At 66.2% G+C, this 19,778-nt stretch carries 17 protein-coding genes; 12 read left to right on the forward strand and 5 right to left on the reverse strand.

Annotated elements, in window-relative coordinates:
• The coding region (locus G394_RS0117085) for a transposase (protein ID WP_028578677.1) at positions 1-252 on the reverse strand (252 nt) is incomplete at its 3' end.
• 129 nt (positions 253-381) lie between these two features.
• Here G394_RS0117085 and G394_RS0117090 point away from each other — a divergent pair.
• From G394_RS0117090 to G394_RS0117110, 5 genes are all read left to right on the forward strand, one after another.
• Complete coding sequence (locus tag G394_RS0117090; protein WP_028578678.1) at positions 382-1,722, forward strand: dihydrolipoyl dehydrogenase family protein; 1,341 nt, start codon at positions 382-384, stop codon at positions 1,720-1,722.
• A 229-nt stretch (positions 1,723-1,951) separates the two neighbouring features.
• A complete protein-coding gene (locus G394_RS0117095; RefSeq protein ID WP_028578679.1) occupies positions 1,952-2,380 on the forward strand; it encodes an MOSC domain-containing protein in 429 nt (142 codons plus the stop codon).
• 349 nt (positions 2,381-2,729) lie between these two features.
• The gene (locus G394_RS0117100; protein ID WP_028578680.1) at positions 2,730-3,188 is read left to right on the forward strand and encodes a chemotaxis protein CheX; all 459 of its coding nucleotides are present in this window, start codon (positions 2,730-2,732) and stop codon (positions 3,186-3,188) included.
• A 136-nt stretch (positions 3,189-3,324) separates the two neighbouring features.
• Positions 3,325-4,389, forward strand: coding sequence for a bifunctional DNA-binding transcriptional regulator/O6-methylguanine-DNA methyltransferase Ada (gene ada, locus G394_RS0117105; protein WP_028578681.1), 1,065 nt, complete (start codon positions 3,325-3,327; stop codon positions 4,387-4,389).
• Positions 4,390-4,464: 75 nt separating this feature from the next.
• Positions 4,465-5,832, forward strand: a complete 1,368-nt coding sequence (locus G394_RS0117110) for a methyl-accepting chemotaxis protein (RefSeq protein ID WP_028578682.1) — start codon at positions 4,465-4,467, stop codon at positions 5,830-5,832.
• 97 nt (positions 5,833-5,929) lie between these two features.
• Here G394_RS0117110 and G394_RS20465 read toward each other — a convergent pair whose 3' ends face one another.
• The gene (locus G394_RS20465; RefSeq protein ID WP_169725588.1) at positions 5,930-6,598 is read right to left on the reverse strand and encodes a YXWGXW repeat-containing protein; all 669 of its coding nucleotides are present in this window, start codon (positions 6,596-6,598) and stop codon (positions 5,930-5,932) included.
• Between the two features lie 448 nt (positions 6,599-7,046).
• Between G394_RS20465 and G394_RS0117120 the strand changes: the two genes are divergently transcribed.
• A complete protein-coding gene (locus G394_RS0117120; protein ID WP_028578684.1) occupies positions 7,047-8,174 on the forward strand; it encodes a nuclease-related domain-containing protein in 1,128 nt (375 codons plus the stop codon).
• Between the two features lie 137 nt (positions 8,175-8,311).
• Here G394_RS0117120 and G394_RS0117125 read toward each other — a convergent pair whose 3' ends face one another.
• A complete protein-coding gene (locus G394_RS0117125; RefSeq protein ID WP_051307305.1) occupies positions 8,312-8,950 on the reverse strand; it encodes a redox-sensing transcriptional repressor Rex in 639 nt (212 codons plus the stop codon).
• A 206-nt stretch (positions 8,951-9,156) separates the two neighbouring features.
• Between G394_RS0117125 and G394_RS0117130 the strand changes: the two genes are divergently transcribed.
• On the forward strand, positions 9,157-9,840 hold the full coding sequence (locus G394_RS0117130) for a hypothetical protein (RefSeq protein WP_028578686.1): 684 nt from the start codon (positions 9,157-9,159) through the stop codon (positions 9,838-9,840).
• A gap of 25 nt (positions 9,841-9,865) precedes the next feature.
• On the opposite strand, the gene G394_RS0117135 is transcribed toward G394_RS0117130, so the two are convergent.
• Positions 9,866-12,778 carry a cation-translocating P-type ATPase gene (locus G394_RS0117135; RefSeq protein ID WP_342663441.1) on the reverse strand — a complete coding sequence of 971 codons (2,913 nt, stop codon included), beginning with the start codon at positions 12,776-12,778 and terminating at the stop codon, positions 9,866-9,868.
• 225 nt (positions 12,779-13,003) lie between these two features.
• Positions 13,004-13,690 (reverse strand): glycosyl hydrolase 108 family protein, encoded by a 687-nt coding sequence (locus G394_RS20470; RefSeq protein ID WP_028578688.1) that lies wholly within the window; start codon positions 13,688-13,690, stop codon positions 13,004-13,006.
• Between the two features lie 557 nt (positions 13,691-14,247).
• Between G394_RS20470 and G394_RS0117145 the strand changes: the two genes are divergently transcribed.
• The 5 genes from G394_RS0117145 to G394_RS0117170 all read left to right on the forward strand — a co-directional run bounded on the left by G394_RS0117145 (position 14,248) and on the right by G394_RS0117170 (position 19,739).
• Positions 14,248-15,471, forward strand: coding sequence for a KamA family radical SAM protein (locus G394_RS0117145; RefSeq protein ID WP_043776421.1), 1,224 nt, complete (start codon positions 14,248-14,250; stop codon positions 15,469-15,471).
• A complete protein-coding gene (locus G394_RS0117150; protein ID WP_028578690.1) occupies positions 15,471-16,469 on the forward strand; it encodes a D-alanine--D-alanine ligase family protein in 999 nt (332 codons plus the stop codon). Before G394_RS0117145 ends, G394_RS0117150 begins: the two co-directional genes overlap by 1 nt.
• Positions 16,466-17,479 carry a D-alanine--D-alanine ligase family protein gene (locus tag G394_RS20475; RefSeq protein WP_051307307.1) on the forward strand — a complete coding sequence of 338 codons (1,014 nt, stop codon included), beginning with the start codon at positions 16,466-16,468 and terminating at the stop codon, positions 17,477-17,479. The genes G394_RS0117150 and G394_RS20475 overlap by 4 nt, the downstream gene beginning before the upstream one ends.
• Positions 17,472-17,960 carry a GNAT family N-acetyltransferase gene (locus G394_RS0117165; protein WP_028578692.1) on the forward strand — a complete coding sequence of 163 codons (489 nt, stop codon included), beginning with the start codon at positions 17,472-17,474 and terminating at the stop codon, positions 17,958-17,960. The genes G394_RS20475 and G394_RS0117165 overlap by 8 nt, the downstream gene beginning before the upstream one ends.
• 63 nt (positions 17,961-18,023) lie before the next feature.
• Positions 18,024-19,739: a bifunctional UDP-sugar hydrolase/5'-nucleotidase gene (locus tag G394_RS0117170; protein WP_028578693.1), complete on the forward strand. Its 1,716-nt coding sequence runs from the start codon at positions 18,024-18,026 to the stop codon at positions 19,737-19,739.
• Positions 19,740-19,778 lie beyond the last annotated feature (39 nt).

Below are 19,778 nucleotides of genomic sequence, written 5' to 3' on the forward strand. Positions count from 1 at the left end.
TGCGGCGATCTCCTTCATGACCTCGATTTCAAGGTCCCGTTCCGCAAGGATCTTCTTTAGCCGCGTGTTCTCTTGTTCCAGCAGGCGCAGCCGCTTCACGTCATCGGCGGACATGCCGGCAAATCGCTGGCGCCACGTATAGATCGTCTGCTCGCTGATTCCATGCTTCTTGGCTACCTGGGCCACCGGGCTGCGGTCAGCTTCGCGCAGGATGCCCACCATCTGCTCTTCGGAAAATCGTCCCTTTTTCATCTGTCCCCTCGTGGTTGAGGGGGAAACCTATCTCAAGTTTCGACTGGTCTGAAAAGAGCCGGGCAGGTCAACGGCAGCGGAGTTGCGGCCTGATTTTGACGAGATAACCAGAAAGGAAACGGGTGGAGCATGAAGCAGTATGATGTCATCGTTGTTGGCGGTGGACCGGCGGGCGGCGGGGTGGCCGCACCTTTGGCGCGGGCGGGGAAGAAGGTCGCGATGATCGAGGCCGTCGCGTATGGCGGGGTGTGCCCGCTCAGCGGCTGCAACCCGAAGAAGGTCCTCATGAGCGGCGCCGAGGCCATGCACATGGCCGCCGGCATGACCGGAAGCGGAATTTCGGGCGGCATCTCCATCGACTGGCCGGAACTCATGCGTTTCAAGCAATCCTTTGTGGACCCGGTCCCCGAGAGTGCGCGCAAGGCTTACGAAGGCATGGGCATCGAGACGTGGCTGGGCTTTGCGAAGTTTGTCGGCCCGCACGCAGTGGAGGTCAACGGCGAGACGCTCACCGCGCCGCACGTCTGTATCTGCGTGGGGCAGGAATCGAGCCCGCTCCCAGTTCCCGGCGGCGAGGGTCTGCCCGTCAGCGACGACTTTCTGAACCTGAAGAACTTGCCGCATCGCATCGTCTTCATCGGCGGCGGGTTCATCGCCTTCGAATTCGCGCACATCGCCCGCATGGCCGGCGCCGAAGTGGTCCTCATCAATCGCTCCGACCGCGTTCTGCGGCAATTCGATCCCGTGTTGAGCCAGGCGCTTGTCGAGGCATCGAGAGCCGCCGGGATCGACATCAGGATGGAACAACCCGTCCAGACCGTCGAGCGCGTGGCCGGCGTTTTTCGCGTGCATTGCGGGGAGAACGGCTCCGATGTCATCGAGGCCGACATGGTCTTCAACTGCACCGGCCGCAGAGCCGCCGTCTCAAGGCTTGATCTCGCGCAAGCCGGGGTTGAGCACGGGCCTGCGGGAATCGCGGTGAACAGCCGCATGCAGAGCGTGTCGAACCCGCATGTCTATGCCATCGGCGACGTCGCCGACCAGGGCCTGGCCCTGACGCCCGTGGCCACCATCCAGGGCCGGGTGGCAGCCGCGAACATCCTGCACCCCGATTCGGCCGAGGTCGATTACACGGGCATCCCGAGCGTCTGCTTCAGTCTGCCGCCTCTGGCCAAGGTGGGATTGCTGGAAGCCGAGGCCCGGGAGCGCGGCCTGGAATTCAAGGTCAAGGAAACCGATCTCGCGGACTCGTTTTCGTGGAAGCGGCTGGGTGAATCGTTCGGCAGGGCGCGGGTGCTCGTCGACGAGCGCAACGACCGCATTCTCGGCGCGCATATTCTCGGGCACAACGCCGAGGAGATGATAAACCTCTTCGCGCTGATCGTCCGTCAGGAAATTCCCGTCTCCAAGGTCAGGGATACCGTGTGGGCATACCCCACCTGCGGGTATGAACTGAAATACATGGTGTGAGGGAGACATTTCAAACCCGCCTGAACACATTCCGCGTCAATCCGGAGTTTGACGATCCGATATAATTGTGCGCTAGTTTCCCACATCAACGGACAGGCATGACGTCTCCGCAGCCCATCTCGACATGTCGGCTGCGCAGACGCGGGACGCACGGTATTCGTCCCCTCGCCTTGACGGGCAAGCCTGCAGAATGGATCGCACCGCCGCCAGAGCGGCATCCGGAGGACGCATGAAGATAGTTTCCCTGGCTACGAGCCTGAAGAAGGGTACGCGCAAGACCAAAGTGGACGAACTGCGTCTGGTCGAGGACCACGGGGTCGAGGGGGACGCGCACGCCGGGCCGTGGCATCGGCAGGTGAGTTTCCTGGCCGCAGAGCAGATCGCGGGCTGCGTCGAGCGGGGCCTGAGCGTGGATTTCGGGGATTTCGCCGAGAATGTGGCCAGCGAAGGCGTGGACTGGAAGACGCTGCCTCTCGGGACACAGGTCAATCTCGGCGACGAGGTGCTGATCGAGATCACGCAGATCGGCAAGGAATGCCACAAGAAATGCGCCATCTACTACCAGGCCGGAGACTGCATCATGCCCCGCGAAGGCGTTTTCGGACGCGTCCTCAAAGGAGGCGCGGTCCGGGTGGGCGACGCGATCAGGATCGGCTGAACGCCGGGCACACGCTCATCCGACGTCAGCAGGTGACACTTCTCCGCTCGTGCAGAGCGCTTCCGACAAGACCTCATCTCTTCGCCGGGGATGCGCGCACCGCCATCCCCGGCCGTTTCCCGGCCGGGGACGAACGCGGCGTATGACACGCATGCGCCGCTTCCCCCCACACATGCGGTCCGACAACAACCCGTCATACATCAGGATTTGTTGACAGCGCGAAAAAATGGGCTGTAATGCCCTTCGTTGCAGATCATGTCCGTGCGGCCCCACAGGCTTCCGGGTTTTCCCGGCCGCCGGCCCCGGAGCATGTTCCCAAGTCCCGCACTGCATGAACCGGGAGGGTTCCATGAGTCCCGAATTGGCCAAGCCTTTCATCAACGCGACCAAGCACGTGCTCCTGAACACCGCGGCCCTCGAAGTCATGGCGGGAAAGCCCTACGTCAAGCAGGACCGATCGGCGTCGGGCAGCGTCTCCGCCCTCATCGGCATCACCGGCGACTGCCGGGGCATGTTCGCCATCTCCTTTGACCGCAGCACCGCCGTGCATATCGTCCGCCAGATGCTCGGAGACGCCATCGAGGACATCGTGCAGGACGTCCAGGACGCCATGGGCGAGATCACGAACATGATCTCCGGCCACGCCCGACTGGGCCTCGTCGACATGGGCCTCAAGCTGCAGGGCTCCACCCCGTCCGTGGTCATGGGCGACAACCACACCATCTCCTACCGCGCCTCGTCCAGGGCCATCGCCATCCCCTTCTCCTGCCAGGCCGGCTCCTTCACCCTGGAATTCTGCTTCGACTAGCCCCCCCTGCCGCCGCCCTTTTCGGATTGCCGAGCACGAATCGGATATCCTACGCGCATGGAAGCCGTTAGATGACGTTGCAGACGCGACACATCCGGACGACATCCATATACTCAAGCACCTGAAGAGGCACGCCGTGAAGAACGACGCATACGCATCCGAAACCGACCGCTGGCGGGCCGTGGCCGAGCGCGACCCGCTGGCCGACGGGGCCTTCGTCTACGCGGTCCTGACCACCGGGATTTATTGCCGGCCGCACTGCGCGTCGCGCCGCCCCAGGCGCGAGAACGTCCGTTTCTTCGACACGGGCGGACAGGCCGAGGACGCGGGCTTTCGCCCCTGCCGGCGCTGCGCGCCCGATGCCGAAGCAGCCCCCGACCGCGCGGCCGAAGCCGTCGTGCGGGCCTGCGGCCTGATCGAAAACGCAGAGCGCCCCCCGTCCCTGCGGGAACTGGCCACAGCCGTCGGCCTGAGCCCGGCGCACTTCCAGAGGCTCTTCAAGAGGCACCTCGGCGTCAGCCCCAAGCAGTACGCACAGGAGAAACGGCTGGAGCGCGTGCGCGGAGCCCTGCGCCAGGACGGCAGCATTACGTCCGCCGTCTACGCCGCGGGGTTCGAGTCCGGCAGCCGTTTCTACGAGAGCGCGGCGAGCGCCCTCGGCATGACGCCGTCGGAATTCCGCAGGGGCGGCGAAGGCACGGCCGTCTCCTACGCCATCGTCCGGACCTCCCTGGGCCTGGCCCTCATCGCGGTCACGGACCTCGGCGTCTGCCGTATCGACTTCGGGGACGACCCGGAAACCCTCGCCGCCCGCCTGCGGGACGCCTTTCCCAAAGCCCTGCTCCGAGCCGCGGACCCGGCCCTCGAAGACCGAATCGCCCAGGCCCTGGAGTGCCTGGAGGAGCCGCAGCGCGCCGCCGACCTGCCTCTGGACATCCGGGGCACGGCCTTCCAGCGCCAGGTCTGGGCCGCCCTGCGCGCCATCCCGCCGGGAACGCGGACGACCTACACGGAAATCGCCCGGCGGATCGGCAGGCCCTCGGCAGTGCGCGCCGTGGCCAACGCCTGCGCGGCCAACACCATCGCCGTGGTCGTGCCCTGCCACCGCGTTCTGCGCGGAGACGGCGGCCTCGGCGGCTACCGCTGGGGCCTCGACAGGAAACGGGCCCTCCTGGAACGCGAAGCGCAACGGGACGAATGACCATTCTGCGGCGCGCTTCCTCCGGCCGCCCCCGGCACATCGCTTGCTCTCCTGCCCCGCACAGGAGACAACACCATGCTATTCTTACAATTTTGGAAATCCAGAAATAAATCAGACGATACCCCATCCGCCGTCTCCACAACGGCGCCCGATACCTGCACCGACGCGGCCCTGCTCGACGCCGTGGCCGGGGCCATCGCCCTGCAGAGGCTGGCCGCACCCCTGAACGACATGGGGACGCGGCTCAAGGCCACGACCGAGAACGGACTCAGGCAGGTCGCGGCCATCGGCTGCCATGCCGACGCCGTGGCCGAGCGCGCGGATACCGTAGAGGGCCATGCGCGACGGCAGGCCGAGGTGGCGGAGGAAGCGGCGGGACACATGGTCCGCCTGGAGACACGGCTCGGGGAGGTCGAACGGCGGGTGGGCGAACTGTCCGCCGCCATGGCGGAACTGCTCGGCTTCGTCGCCACGGTCGAGACGCGCACCAAGGGCATCGGCTCCATTGCCCATGCCATCCGCGACATCGCCGCCTCGACCAACATGCTGGCCCTGAACGCGACCATCGAAGCCGCCCACGCAGGGGCCGCGGGCAAGGGCTTCGGGGTCATCGCCAACGAAATCCGCAACCTGTCCCACCAGACCATGGACGCCACGGCCCGCGTCGACAACCAGAAGGACGACATCGAGAAGAACGTCGGGGCCATGGTCGAGGCCGTGCGCCGCGTCGAGGGTCTGGTGGGCCGGATGCACGCGTCCATGGCCGACTGCCTGGAGGATGCGCGGGTGGCCAGACCGCGCGTCGAGGAGGGAGGCCTGCTGGCCGCGGACCTGCGCGGCCAGAGCCAGGGCATCGTCGAGGCGGTCGGGGCGGTGCAGGAAAGCCTCGCATCCCTGCACGACGGCAGCGCCACCCAGGCGTCCGAGGCCCTGGCCCTGGCCGATCACGCCCGCCAGGTCAACGAAACCTCGGAGGGCCAGCTCGCGGCCGTGGGCCGTCTGCGCTTCGCCGCCCACGACCGGGCCCGGCGGTCCGTCGAGGAACTGGTCCGGGGCGAGGACGTGCGCGGCATGATGCGACCCCGCGTGGAGGCGGCCCTGCGCCGCGCCCTGGCCCAGGGGCTCTTCGAACTCCTCTATGTGACGGACGCCGGCGGCCGGCAGATCGTCGACAACATCGGGCACGTCGTAACCGCCTATGGCGACTCGGGGCTGGGCAAGGACTGGTCCGGACGGCCGTGGTTCCGTCATCCGTCCGGGAAACGGCAGACCTACGTTTCGGATTTCTACCGTTCGGCCGCCACGAACGCCTACTGCCTCACGGTCTCCGCCCCGATCTTCGACGCCGCCGGAAACCTTGCCGGTGTCCTGGGAGCGGACATCGACCTGGGCAAACTTGTCGAACTCGCCCGCGCGGACCAGTGCCGGCAGACCGGCAATTGACGTTTTTGAAAGACAACATGGCGGAATTTGACGAATTGGTACAAACACTTAGGACGGGAGGACGTCCGGCGGGCGGCGCGCCCTCGCGGCGGGACCGCTACCAGTGTCTCCGCGGGCCGTGGCCGTACCACCGGTGCGGACGGCTCCAGTATCCCCGGTGCCAGGCCCAGTGGTCGTCATACCACATCCACGCGCCGCGCACCCAGACATACCCTGGACCGGGGGCGACGAAGACGGGTTCCGGAACCGGCGCCGGTGGGCAGGAGCGCGACGTACCGGCCACCTCGGCCGAATCCGTCCGGTCCGGCGTGTTGATCATGAAATCGATGACCCGTTCGCTGACTCCCGAATTCTTGAGATCGATGATTTCGGCCGTGTCCAGGTGGTAGACCGTGCGCGAACTGCGGATTTGGCTGATGATCAGGTCGTCGCCCACTCCGGCGCGGGCGAGCTCCTTCACGTCCGACACCTCCAGCGGACGGTCCTCGCGGACCCGCTCATATGTGGCCGGCGCCTGGGCCTGCAGCCGGGCCTCCTGCTGCTCGTCCATGCCGTGGCCGATAAGGCCGCCGGCAATGGCGCCGATGGCCCCTCCCAGCAGCGCCCCCTGGCCGGAATGCGTGGCCAGGCTGCCGATGGCCGCCCCGGCGGCGGCACCGCCCAGGGCCCCGGAACCCGTGTAGTCGGGCCGGCCGCCCGGATACATGCACCCCGTCGCGAGGACGCAGACAAGGCCGGCGGCCAGGATATTTCGTAACGCTTTCATGTGAACTCTCTCGATGTTGATTTTCTCCCGCGCAACGGCGTCGGGAGGCGCATGGGCGTGCAGCATAAATCATGCTGCTGCAACGGCCCTGAACGCAACTTTGCCCGGCCCGGCGCGGGGCTCCCGCAGCCGGTTACCGCGGCAGGCCGCAACTCCATGCGGCGGGTTCCGCCGCGCCCGGACGCGCTTGGTGCACCTGCGTGCACACGGGACTGCACGCGCGCCGAACGCTGCACAAGCCGCGCGGCGTTGCGTTCATCCCGTCCCGGACGCATCGCCGGGAAGACCAGGCGTCCATGGCGACGGGGCTGGCCCTATGCCGAACGGGGCGCGGCGTCAAAGGCGAACCTGCGGGGAGCCGCCTTGATCATTCACGGCCGCGCTGGTATTTTTCTTGATCCGGAAATAGCCCGTCTTTTCCGCCAAGGCCCCCAAAGGAAGCTCCCCAATGACCTTGATGCCGTCCTTTCCGACCGTCTCCGCCGCCTGGGCGGACTCCCCGTGGATCGCCAGCCTGGAGGACGCCCGGCCCTTCGCCGCCGCGGCCGCCCCGTGGGTCGGGCTCATCGTGGCCGTGATCGCGGTCGCGGCACTGCTGACCTCCCGCCGGAACCGGGAAAGACGCGCGGCCCGGAAAACCCGCAAACTCGCCGCATCGCTCCTCGACCCCGCCACATACCGCCAGTTCCACGATGTCGCCTTCCAGACCCGGGAGGGCGCCGTGCATATTGATCATGTGCTCGTCTCGCCTTTCGGCGTGTTCGCTATCCAGAGCATGGACGAGCGCGGCGAGATCGCCGGCAAGGCCTTCGATCCGGACTGGACCCGGACGTTCCGGGGCGAGACGGCCAAATTCCCCAACCCCCTGCGCCCCAACTTCGACCGCAAGCTGGCCTTGGGCAACCTGATCGGAATCGGGGAGGACAAGCTGTTCTCCGTCATCGCCTTCACGGACGAGGCCAAATTCGCCCACCCCATGCCCGACAACGTGACGCGGGGCAAAGGGGTCGCGGACTACGTCGCGTCCAGGAACACGCCGCTCATCTCCGCGGATGACATCGAGGCCATCGCGGCCCGGATCGCGGAAACCGTGTCCAGCCGCCCCGCCACGCCGAGGCCCCGGACGGGCCTGGCCAGACCGAAAGGACGGACGGCAAGCCATCTGCGCTTCATGAACCTGCTCAAGTTCGCCGCCATGGCGTCGGTCCTGGCAGGCGGGGCCCACGTCCTGCACAACACGGCGCAATTCCCGGACATGCCCTTCAACCCCGTGACCTGGCTGACCGGCGAGGCTCCGTCCAAGGCCGAAGTCACGCGGAAGCAGACGATCCGCACCGACGCGGCGCCGCGGTCCGACGCCAACGGCATCCTCAGGATCACGGCCGCCAGGAACACGTCCCTGACCCTGGTCGACGAACAGGACGGAAAAACGGTGCTGAGCCTCGAACTCGGGCCAGGGGAGTCGCGGGAAGTCGAACTGAGGAAAGGCCACTACACGGCCCGCATTGTTCAGGACGGCGCTGTCCGGACGCGTCGGGTGAGTTTCATCGGCGCCAGGGGAGCCCTCGAACTCTAAGGGCCTGAAAAAGCGCGGCGTAGAACCGACCGGCCTCGGGCATCGCTTCGCCCGGCACGCCGCAGCGCTGAAAACGCCGACGCCCCGTTCCGTAAATCCGGGACGGGGCGTCTGGCTTTCCTAAGGGCGGCAAAAGGTCAGCCCAGCAGGTATGTCAGCAATCCGAGTTCAACCGTTATGTCCATGTTCAGGACCACCATGTTCTCCGGCGCCGTCACGGCGCGCGAGGCGAAATAAAGGGCTCCCCGCACGCCGAGCCTGCCGAGCCTGTCGATGACGCCCTGAACCGCGGGCGGCGCGACGGCGACGATGGCCAGGTCGATCCTGTCGGCATCGAGTTCCTGTTCGAGGGCGGCCATGTCGTGGACCGGGATGCCCTCGATGGACCCGCCGGTATGCGCCGGGTCCTGATCGAAGATCTGCACGACTTCGAGGTTGCGCTTCGTGAACGATTCCGAATGGATCAGCACGCTGCCGAACCCCCCCGCCCCGATCAGGACGACGTTGCGGCGGCGGTCCAGCCCGAGAACATGGGCGAGCTGGTCGCGGAGCTCGGACACATGGTAGCCCACCCCCCTGACCCCGAAGGTGCCGAACTCCGCGAGATCGCGACGGACGAGGCTCTGGGTCACCCCTTCGATCTTCTCGAAATCCCTGGACGACACGACCCCGACCCCCTTGGCCTGAAGATGGTCGAGGGTGCGCAGATATGTGGAAAGGCGGCGGATGATCAGGTTCTTCCTGTCCACCCTGGGGCGCTGCTTGGAACGGGTCATGGGATACCTCGTGCGTGAGTCTGAACGGGAAATGGCCGATCGCCGTGTAATCTTACAAACCGATAATTACATCCAACAGCTTAAACATACGGAATATTCTGAGACATTGCCACGAAAAATCGGCCAGCCACGAATGGAACCGAAGCCCTGCCAGCCATAGACATACGGGGAACAAACGAAAACCCGCCATCCCGCAGGAGTTTCCCATGACGAAGTCCGGCATCATCTTCCTGGCCCTGCTCCTCTCCTCCACGGCTTCGGCCGAAGGCATCCTGCAGGTCAAGGGTCATGCCTTCTCCAATGTCCACGCCTGGCAGAAGGGGACGGAGGTGCGCGTCAGCGGGAGAGTCAGCGGGGGCCCCGCCAGGACTCCGTTCCAGGCCGTCATCCACGTCCTGAACGATGAAGGCGGGACCCACAGGGTCACCGTGCGCATGAACAGCTTTACGGGCCAGGGCGAAACCTTCGAATGCGGGTTCAAGTCCAAGAAGCGTTCGCGCTGGTGGCAGGTCAGCCAGATCGAGGTCGTCGGACCCGATCCCGATGAAATCCGCGCTCTCAAAGGGAAGGCAGAAGCCCCGCGTCGGACGCAGACGGCTGCGCCCTCCGGCGCGATGCCCGAAAGCGGCCCGCCGCAATGCTTCCCCCTGGAAGCGGCGAATGCGGGTCCCCTGCCCAAAGTCATTTTCTCCTCACGGCGGCAGGTCTGTGTCACCGTGCGGGCATTGCCCTCAGGCCGCCTCGTTCTCATGAGCAACATAGATCAGAACGTGCCCAAGGAAACCCTGCTGCCCAAAGGTGAATACGCCGCAAAAATAGTGGGGCACGGATTCGTCGCCACCCGGAATTTCAGCGTCTCCGGCAACGGCGTCGAGATTGACTTGAACTAGGCCCGTCCCTGCGCGACCCGGACAGTCATCGCATCGGCCCCCGGGTGCGGCGCGCGGCCTTCGTCATTTCAAGTACCAGCAGGGGAACGGCCCCCAGCGCGAAGAGCAGCAACCCATCCGGCCAGTCGATGGGCACGGTCTTGAGGAAACCGCCCATGTCCGCGTTGTGCTGGCTCAGGACCTGCAGCGCCAGAGTCAACCCCACCACCAGCAGGAGGCTCACGTTGGCCCGCGAGGCCATGCCCCAGATGGGCCTGGTTGCGCTGCGCGCGCCGAAGGAACGCAGCAGTTCCGCGAAGACCAGCACCGTGAAGGCCCAGGAGCGGGCCGTCTCGAAGCCGTCGGCCTTCAGGGCCAGGAGATAGGCCGCAAAGGCCACCGAAGCCGTCAGGACCCCCGTCAGGAGCATGCCCCCGAAGAAACCGCCGTCCGTGATGGACTCGCTGCGCGGACGCGGCCGGCGGGCCATGACCGCGGGGTCGATGGGGTCCGTGGCCAGGCAGAGGGCGGGGAGGCCGTCGGTGACGAGGTTGATCCACAGCAGGTGAATGGGCAGCAGCGGCACGGGCAGGCCGATGACGATGCAGACCGCCATGAGCAGCAGTTCGCCGGTGTTGCCGGCCAGGAGGTACTGCAGGGTTTTGCGGATGTTGTCGAAAATGCCTCTGCCCTCCTCCACGGCGGCCACGATGGTCGCGAAATTGTCGTCGGTGATGATCATGTCCGAGGCCTGCCGCGTGACCTCCGTCCCGCTGCGCCCCATGGCGATGCCGATGTCAGCGCCCTTGACGGCCGGGGCGTCGTTGACGCCGTCGCCGGTCATGGCCACCACGGCCCCGAGCGACCGCCAGGCGCGGATGACGCGCAGCTTGTGCTCGGCCGTGACGCGGGCGAAGACGTCGATGCCGGTCACGCTCCTGGCCAGCTCCCCGTCGCTCATGGCGTCCAGCTCGGTGCCCGATACCGCCGCCCCGGTGTCCGAGATGCCCAGGTCGCGGGCGATGGCCGCTGCCGTGTGCGGGTGATCGCCGGTGATCATGACCACGCGGATGCCCGCCGAACGGCAGGTGGCCACGGCGTCTCTGGCCTCCCGGCGCGGCGGGTCGTGCATGCCGGCGAAACCGATGAAGGTCAGGCCCTGCTCCAGGACGGACGGGTCGGAACAGTACGCTCCGGGGCCGGACGCGCCGGGAGCGGAAGAGTCGGGAGGCCCCGGAGCGAAGCCCGAGCCGCCGCCCGCCCCTGCCGCGGGCAGGTCTTCCCCGGCTATGTCGCGCCAGGCCGAGCCCAGGACGCGCAGGGCGCCGCGGGCCATGCGGCCGTTGCGATCGAGGAGAACGCGCCGGTCTTCCTCGGTCAACGGACGCACTCCCCCAGGGGTGAGGATGTGTGCGCAGCGCGCGAGGAGCACATCGGGGGCGCCGTTGACGAAGGCCCGCATCGCGCCGTCCGGGAGGCGGCGGACGATGGTGCTGAGCTTGCGGTCGGAATCGAAGGGAATTTCCAGCACGCGGGGCATGTCTGCCTCGACGCGTCCGGGATCGGCTCCGGCCTTGGCGGCGGCGGCCAGCATGGCGCCCTCGGTGGGATCGCCCACAACGCGCCACGCTCCGTCCTCGTCGACCAGATGAGCATTGTTGCACCCCGCGAGCACCGAAGCCAGCGCCCCGAGGGCTTGCATCTGCCGGGCATCCGGCACCCGCCCGTCGACGCGGACCTCGCCCTCCGGACTGTAGCCGTCTCCCGCGACATCGAAATCCCATCCGCAAACATGCAGGGCCCGCACGGTCATTTCTCCGGATGTCAGCGTCCCGGTCTTGTCCGTACAGATGACCGTGGTGGCGCCCAGGGTCTCCACGGCAGGCAGGCTGCGCACCAGCGCCCTGCGGCGGGCCATGCGCGACACGCCCAGCGCCAGGGCGACAGTGACCACGGCCGGCAGCCCCTCGGGCACGGCCGCCACTGCAAGGCTCACGGCGCCCAGGAAAAGTTCCATGCGGGGGATGCCGCGCATGCTGCCCAGGACAAAAAGAACCGCGACAATGCCCAGGGTCGCCCAGATCAGGACGCGGCCGAAGGCGTCGAGCTTCTTCTGCAGCGGGGTTTCCTCCTCACTCGTCTCGATGAGGCCTGCGATGCGGCCGAGCTCAGTGTCCATGCCCGTGGCCGTGACCACGGCCCTGGCCGTGCCCGTAGCCACGCTCGTGCCCAGGAAGACCATGTTCGCCCGATCTCCGAGGGGCGTGCCGCACGCGCCGCAGAATCCCGCGTCCTTTCTCGCGGGCACGGACTCTCCGGTCAGGGCCGACTCCACGCAGGACAGGGACGTTGCCGCCAGCAACCGGGCGTCGGCAGCTACCAGGTCGCCGGCTTCGAGCGTGAGAACGTCGCCCGGCACCACATGCGCGGCCGCGACGACGGCCACGTGGCCGTCGCGCAGGACCTTGGCCTGGGGCGCGGCCATGCGCCGCAGGGCCGCGATGGATTTGGCGGCGCTCAGTTCCTGCCAGAAGCCGATGACGGCGTTGAGCACGACGATGGTCAGGATGGCCAGGGCGTCCACGCCTTCGCCCATGATCCCGGACACGACCGCGGCGCAGACGAGCACCCAGACGATGAGACTCTTGAACTGGCCCAGCAGGATCCGCATGGGACTCGCGGCGGACGCCTGGGCGATTTCATTGGGGCCGTGCGCGGCCAACCGCGCGGACGCTTCCGCGCCGGAAAGTCCGGAGCTCTCAGCGGCAAGCTGCGACAAAACTTCTGCGGTATCCAGGGCGTGCCAGAGCCGGCGCCCATCTTCCGGGGAATCCGTCATGAATCCGTGCCTCACCGGACCTGCGCAAGGCTGCCGGCCGGTCCGTGAAAAAGGTGAACATGGGCTCGAATCAGGTTGATCGCACGGTAGCGCCGGACTGAACGTTGCGCAATGCGGCATGGCAAGGAGAGTACGCGTTGTTTACGCTGACGACTCCCTCGCAGGGGAAGGGACATCGAGAAACGGAAAGATCGAATGCGCGGGAGGTGCCGGCGAAAAGCGGGAAAAACCGCATCGGGCGGTCCTCCCGAAAAGCGGGGCCCCATGGGGAGATGCATGTTGCGCGGAGGCGGCGGATCGCTCTGAGCGCGAACCAAGGTTTGCGCAGAGCAGGGCGAAGCACGGTCAGCAGGCCAGGCCAAGGCCGAACGCCTCGGGGGGAATGATGAACACGCCGTCCTCCCGACAGCATTCGGTCAAGCGCTGCAGACCACGGACGCGTTTCCTGCAGACGGCCATGGCCTGCCTGTCGCCGCAAGCGACCAAATCGCAGTATCCCTGCCTGATGCGCAACACCTCTGCCACGATGGTCTGCAGGTACCATTCGTGACGGGAGAGGATCGCTTCGAGCGCTCGGCGGGAATCACGTCTGAAGATGCCGTCGACCTCCACCCTGCTGAAACCGTACAGGTTGTTCACGGCCTCCTGGAGAAACCGCAGGGCCCTGTTCCGGCCATGCACCACGGCGCTGTCGAAGAGCGCGACAGCGAGGGGTGCGGGCATCGTGTCCGCGAAAACGGCCTCCCAGTAATTGTGCAGGTAGAACGCACGCACCAGGCCGTGCAATCCTGCGCACTCTTCGAAGGCCCACCTGGCGTCGGGCCCGTTGTCGCCCGGAAAGAAGTCGCGGCGGCCATGATCGAGAACGACCCAGCCGTGCCATTCGGGATTGGCGGCCCGGCTGATGCCCATGAAAACCTCCCCGCCAGTCCTGTTCTCAAGGTTGTCGACGCACGACGCCCCGCCTGCAAAGACGAATTCGAGGGCCCCTTCGAATATCCCGCCTGCCGAACCCGCGGCACTGTTTCTCATGAGGTCTGCCTGTCTGGAAGAGGTTGAGCCCGACGCCTGTCGAGATGTGTAATGATCATTTCGTGCCCAAGCTGACGCAGATGGACAATACGCAGAGCCAAGAAAGCTGAATAAATTTGTCTACGGCCGAATACGAAGAAACCTACTCCCCTCATGCCAACAATACGGACGGCGAGAACGTTCCATGCGCTTGATTTCGCATCGGAAACGCGGGTTACCGCTCATTGAGGAAAAAAATATTCCGAAATGCCAAGGTCAGAAAGAAAAGTTCCTTTTTTTTCGCATTCATTTGATTTCATGTATTAAAATAGACAATCCCATCCTTCAGCCATCCAGCCTTCGCCACAAACCCTTCCCATAGGCCGACCACAGTCCAAACTCGCCGGAGAAAAAGGGAACCAAGAGTTCCGCAATTATACCCCTCGTCACCGCCCGAGAACATTTTCAGTTAAAAATCAGAATGTTAAAGCATTGGCACACCCGATGCTTCGGCATGTCGACTTTTCGAAGGGCAATCCCGCCTGACGAAATATATCAGCAGCCCGAAGAGGAATGACATGAGCGTGACCAAATACGCCGCAGAAGAGCCTCCCGAAACCAGCCAGGAACTGGCCGAGCCTCCCTCTCTATCGACCCCGCATGCCTTCCAGGGCCAGGAGCTCGCCTTCTGGGCCAGACACAGAAATTTTCTCGCCACCCATTTTCCCGGCGCCACACAGAAGGACTGGGACAGCTGGCGGTGGCAGCTCAAGAACCGCATCACCTCGCCGCAGCGCATGGCCGCCATCCTCGGCGTGCCCGCGCCGCTGGGCTTTGACCGCGCCGGGGCGTTTCCCGCGGCCGTGACGCCGTACTATCTGCTGACGGCCTCGCAGAGCCCGGCCCTGACGCGTTGCATCCTGCCCGACGCGCGGGAAAGGGACATCCGCCCCTTCGAGATGCCCGACCCCCTGGGCGAGGACGGACACAGCCCCGTGCCGGGCATCGTACACCGCTACCCGGACCGCGTCCTCTTCCTGGTCACGGAGTTCTGCTCGACCTACTGCCGCTACTGCACCCGCTCCCGCCTGGTGGGCAAAAGTGGGCACCGTTCGGACATGAGCTCCTGGCAGCTGGCATTGGACTACATCCGCGCACATCCCGAGGTCCGCGACGTGCTCCTCTCCGGCGGCGACCCCCTGACCCTTCCGGACATGAAGATCGAGTGGCTGCTGTCCCAGCTGCGCCGCATCCCCCACGTGGAGATCGTGCGCATCGGCACCAAGGTCCCGGCCGTGCTGCCCCAGCGCATCACGTCCGCCCTGGTGCGCATGCTGCGCCGCTACCACCCGCTGCTCATGAGCCTGCATTTCGCGCACCCCGACGAGATCACCCCCGAAACCGCGGCGGCCTGCAACCGCCTGGCCGACGGCGGTATCCCCCTGGGCAGCCAGACCGTGCTCCTGGCCGGGGTGAACGACGACGTGGAAACCATGAAGCGCCTGATGCACGGTCTCATCCGCAATCGCGTGCGGCCCTACTACCTCTACCAGTGCGACCCCATCCCGGGCTCGACCCACTTCCGCACGCCCGTCGAGAAAGGGTTGTCCATCATCCAGGGCCTGCGCGGGCACACCTCGGGCTACTGCATCCCGACCTACGTCATCGACGCCCCCGGCGGCGGCGGCAAGGTGCCCCTCCAGCCGCAGTACGCCTTTGACCGGGAAGGACGGGACGTCATGCTCCGTAACTACGAAGGCCGGGTTTTCCGGTATCCCGACACTGCGGGACGGGAGGGTTGATGCGCATCGGCATGACCTACGATCTTAAGGACGAATACCTGGCCGCGGGCTTCACGGCCGACGAGGTGGCGGAGCTGGACAGCCCCGTCACCGTGGAGGCCATCGCCAGAGCCCTGGTCTCCCAGGGACACGCGGTGGAACGCATCGGCAGCATCGGGAGCCTGGTCCGGGCCCTGGCCGAAGGCCGCCGCTGGGACCTCGTCTTCAACATCGCCGAGGGCATGCACGGCCTGGGGCGCGAGGCCCAGGTCCCGGCCCTGCTCGATGCATGGGGCATCCCCTACACCTTCTCGGGGCCCGAGCTCCTGGCCCTGACCCTGCACAAGGGCTGGACCAACGCCGTGGTCCACGCCCACGGCGTGCCCACGGCCGATTTCTGGATCGTGAATGATCCGGGGACCGTGGAGGAGATCGACCTGCCCTTCCCCCTCTTCGTCAAGCCCGTGGCCGAAGGGTCGAGCAAGGGCATCAGCGCCAGATCCCTGGTGCGCTCCCGCAAGGAGCTGCGCGAAATCTGCGCCCACGTGCTCTCGACCTACCGCCAGCCCGCCCTGGTCGAAACCTATCTGCCGGGCCGGGAGTTCACGGTGGGGCTTCTGGGCAGCGGGCGGGCCGCACGGGTGCTGGGCGTCATGGAGGTTTTGTCCACCGAAGACGGCGACCGCAGCGCCTACACCTACGCCAACAAGCAGGAGTGGCGCAACCGCGTCCGCTACGATGTGGTCGGCGACGACAAGGCCCTGCAGGCCGCCGACGTGGCCCTGGCCGCCTGGCAGGCCCTGGGCTGCCTGGACGCGGGCCGGGTGGACGTGCGCCTGGACGCCCAGGGGAGGGCCCGCTTCATCGAGGTCAACCCCCTGGCCGGCCTGAACCCCGAAAGCTCGGACCTGCCCATCCTCTGCCACAAGATCGGCCTGGAATACGACATGCTCATCGCCCAGATCGTCGAGTCGGCGGCCCAGCGGGCCAAGGCACGGGGCATGGGTGCCGCCGCATGAACATGCGAGTCGCGGTGATGCGCGAGGAGGTGGGCGACAACGCGTCCCCCGACGCGCTGGACACGGTGGCGATGGCGAGGGCGGTCGCGGAAAGCCTCGAACAGTGCGGGTGGTCGGCCCGTCAGGTGCTCCTCGGCCAGAATGTCCGGGCCTTCGAGGACGAACTCGCCGGGTTTGACCCCCACGTGGTCTTCAACTTGGTGGAATCCTTCGCCGGCCAGGCCAGCCTGGCGAGTGTCGCTCCGGCCCTGTGCCGCAAGGCGGGCATCCCCTGCACCGGGTCCGACGAAGGGGCCCTGGCCGCGGCCGCCGACAAGGCCCTGTCGCGGCGCATGATGGCGGCCGCCGGCATCCCCGCCCCCGCCGGCACGAGCCTGCAGGAGCTGCGCCGGGGACTTTTCCCCGGCCCGGGATGCTACATCGTCAAATCGCGCTTCGAGGACGCCTCCCTGGGCCTCGATGCCGATTGCGTCGTCGAGGCCGCGGACGCCCCCTCCCTGCTACGGGTCATGGAAACCCTGGCCCCGCGCATGGCCGGGGACTGCGTGTCCGAACGATACGTCAAGGGGCGGGAGTTCAACCTGGCCCTGCTGGCCGCACCAAACGGGACGCCGCGCCCCCTGCCCCTGGCCGAAATGCTGTTCGACCCGGCCATGAAGGGGCCGGCCATCCTCGGCTACGCCGCCAAATGGCACGGGGAGAGCGAGGCCTACGCCGCCTCGGTCCGCAGCTTCGATCTGGACGGCACAGGCGCCCCGACGGCGGAAATGATCCGTGCCGGACTCAGGTGCTGGGAAATTTTCGGACTGGCGGGATACGCCCGCGTGGACTTCCGCGTTTCGGAGCGCGGCGAGATCTTCGTCATCGACGTCAACCCCAACCCCTGCATCGCCCCGGACTCCGGGTTCGTGGCCGCGGCCCGAAAGGCGGGGCTCACGCACGGCGACCTCGTGCACGCCATCGTCGACGACACCCTGCGCCGGGCGCATGGAGGCTCCCGCCATGTCTGAATGGATATTCCGCGACACGGTGGCCCAGGCCGACAGACGGGCCGTCCGCGACATCGTCCGGTCCACCGGCTTCTTTTCGGCCGAGGAGATCGACGTGGCCGAGGAACTGGTCTGCGAACACCTGCAGAAAGGCCCTGCCAGCGGCTATCTCTTCGTCTTCGTCCAGTCTCCCGAAGGACAGGTGACGGGCTACGCCTGCTACGGGCCAGTGCCTTGCACGGCTCGCGCCTTCGACCTCTACTGGATCGCGGTCCATGCCGACGGCAGAGGACGCGGACTCGGCAAGGCCCTGATGCACGAGGTCGAAAGACGGCTGCGCGCCTCGGGCGGCGGCAAGCTCATCGCCGAGACGTCGTCGCGCGATCAATACGCCCCGACCCAGGCGTTCTACCGTTCCTGCGGCTTCATCGAAGAGGCCCGCATCCGCGACTATTACGCCCCGGGCGAAGATATCCTTTATTTTACCAAGTCACTCGGATAGAAACATGGGCGGGCGCGCAGAGCCCTCACCCCCCCGGCAATGTTCACCCGATCCGAGCGCCGCATGAAGAAGATACTCGTCCTCACCCTGTGCCTGCTGTCCCTCCTCGCCTGCGCCAAGCGGCCCGCACCGGCGCCGGTGACGACGGCCCCCGCCGTTCTGCCCCAATTCGCGCACCTGAACGACCTGTACGGACAGTTCCAGGGGTTCCGGAACGACCGCCTCTTCCTGCGCCACGGTTTCACCGCCAACTTCCCGCAGTCGGACTGGCTGCAGCGGGTCCGGGAACTGGACCAGGACCCGGAACTAGCCGAAAGGGCCCGCCTCCTGGCGAGCCTGGCCATTGCCTCACGGATTCACGGGGACGACAGCCAGGTCACACGCAGCTTCGAGAAGCGTTTCACCGCATCCCTCTACACTCCGGGGCCACCGCTGTCGGAGGAGGAAGGAGCACCGGACGCCATTGCCGACGCGGAATTGAGCGCCCAGCCGCCTCAAATGCCCGCGGCGCAGACAGAAAACGCGACGGAAGAACCCTCTCGCGCGGACGACATCACGACATCTGAAAGGCCGGAACAGCCGCAGCAGGCCGAGTCCTCCGCATCGGCCCAGGTGGTACCGGCTTCGCAACCGGCCGCAGCGCCAGCTCCTTCCGACCAAATCGGCGAGGGACAGAAAGTCGAAATCCCGGCTCCCATCCATGCCCAGCCTCTGACCGCTCCGACAGAGCCTGCGAACGTTCTCACGTCAGTCGAACCGACCACAATGGCCGAGACCGAGGGGCCGCAAACGTCCCCCGTTCCCGCGCCGACACGGCAACCTGCTGAAGAGCACACTCCCTCGCCATCGCCTGACGCCGAGAGCCGGACCTTACCCGCCACGTCGGAAGCGGTCGTGTCTACGGGCGCTGCTGATGCACAGGCGGCCGCACCAACGACCCCGGCCCCCATTCCAGAGCAAGCGGTTCAGCCTGCTACGAAACCGTCCGCGAATAATACGAAAATCACCGTCCTCTTCACCGGCGACACCCAGGGCGTTGTCTTCCCACAACCCGGCATCACGGGGCCCGTCGGAGGCATCGCACAGCGTCTGCCCGTCATCGAGCGGGTGCGCGCCGAAGCTGCGGCCCTAGTGCTTCTGGACGCCGGTGACGCCTTCGTCTCGGGGTTTCCTCGTGCCGAGCGCATCAACAAAACGCTGGTGCGGGCCATGAACCGCATGGGCTATGACGCCATTGGCCTGGGCCCCTATGATCTGGAGATGGGCGAAGTGGCTCTGCGGGAACTCGCCAGCATTGCATCCTTTCCCTTCGTCTGCTCAAATCTTGAATTCCAGAAAGACGCCCTGCCCTGGATCAGGCCATACGTCCTCATCAAGCGCGGGCAATACACAATCGCCGTCATCAGCCTTGTCGAAGCGAACCCGGCCGTGAAGATCACCAGGGCGCACCTCATCGCTCCCGGACTGGCCCTGAACAAGCTCATGCCGCAGCTTGCGGCAAAAGCCGACGCCATCGTGCTTCTGACGCAGACGGGACGAGACGAAATACTGCCGCTACTCGGATCAACCCCGGATGTTGGCGTGATTCTTGGGGACGCCAGATCGGCTTTCCAGGATACTCCCAGGTACGTCCCGGCCGTGGCCAAAGGCATGGGCATGGTACTCGTCGAGCTGAACAAATCAGACGGCATCTTCCAACCCGGCCGATCGGTCCCCCTGGTCGCAAGCGGCGCATCTGACCTTAACCTACTGAGAATGCTCGACGAAATTCAAAATTAAAAAAACGCTTGCCTTTTGACCGAGCTTTGTGCAGTAACC

Source organism: Desulfomicrobium escambiense DSM 10707, assembly GCF_000428825.1.
Classification (GTDB): domain Bacteria; phylum Desulfobacterota; class Desulfovibrionia; order Desulfovibrionales; family Desulfomicrobiaceae; genus Desulfomicrobium; species Desulfomicrobium escambiense.

What these genes read in the sequence shown, in the direction of transcription:
- G394_RS0117090 (WP_028578678.1), top strand. Translation starts at nt 382, where the DNA reads ATGAAGCAGTATGATGTCATCGTTGTTGGCGGTGGACCGGCGGGCGGC.
- G394_RS0117095 (WP_028578679.1), top strand. Translation starts at nt 1,952, where the DNA reads ATGAAGATAGTTTCCCTGGCTACGAGCCTGAAGAAGGGTACGCGCAAG.
- G394_RS0117100 (WP_028578680.1), top strand. Translation starts at nt 2,730, where the DNA reads ATGAGTCCCGAATTGGCCAAGCCTTTCATCAACGCGACCAAGCACGTG.
- G394_RS0117110 (WP_028578682.1), top strand. Translation starts at nt 4,465, where the DNA reads ATGCTATTCTTACAATTTTGGAAATCCAGAAATAAATCAGACGATACC.
- G394_RS20465 (WP_169725588.1), bottom strand. Translation starts at nt 6,598, where the DNA reads ATGAAAGCGTTACGAAATATCCTGGCCGCCGGCCTTGTCTGCGTCCTC.
- G394_RS0117120 (WP_028578684.1), top strand. Translation starts at nt 7,047, where the DNA reads ATGACCTTGATGCCGTCCTTTCCGACCGTCTCCGCCGCCTGGGCGGAC.
- G394_RS0117125 (WP_051307305.1), bottom strand. Translation starts at nt 8,950, where the DNA reads ATGACCCGTTCCAAGCAGCGCCCCAGGGTGGACAGGAAGAACCTGATC.
- G394_RS0117130 (WP_028578686.1), top strand. Translation starts at nt 9,157, where the DNA reads ATGACGAAGTCCGGCATCATCTTCCTGGCCCTGCTCCTCTCCTCCACG.
- G394_RS0117135 (WP_342663441.1), bottom strand. Translation starts at nt 12,778, where the DNA reads ATGCCGCATTGCGCAACGTTCAGTCCGGCGCTACCGTGCGATCAACCT.
- G394_RS20470 (WP_028578688.1), bottom strand. Translation starts at nt 13,690, where the DNA reads ATGAGAAACAGTGCCGCGGGTTCGGCAGGCGGGATATTCGAAGGGGCC.
- G394_RS0117145 (WP_043776421.1), top strand. Translation starts at nt 14,248, where the DNA reads ATGAGCGTGACCAAATACGCCGCAGAAGAGCCTCCCGAAACCAGCCAG.
- G394_RS0117150 (WP_028578690.1), top strand. Translation starts at nt 15,471, where the DNA reads ATGCGCATCGGCATGACCTACGATCTTAAGGACGAATACCTGGCCGCG.
- G394_RS20475 (WP_051307307.1), top strand. Translation starts at nt 16,466, where the DNA reads ATGAACATGCGAGTCGCGGTGATGCGCGAGGAGGTGGGCGACAACGCG.
- G394_RS0117165 (WP_028578692.1), top strand. Translation starts at nt 17,472, where the DNA reads ATGTCTGAATGGATATTCCGCGACACGGTGGCCCAGGCCGACAGACGG.
- G394_RS0117170 (WP_028578693.1), top strand. Translation starts at nt 18,024, where the DNA reads ATGAAGAAGATACTCGTCCTCACCCTGTGCCTGCTGTCCCTCCTCGCC.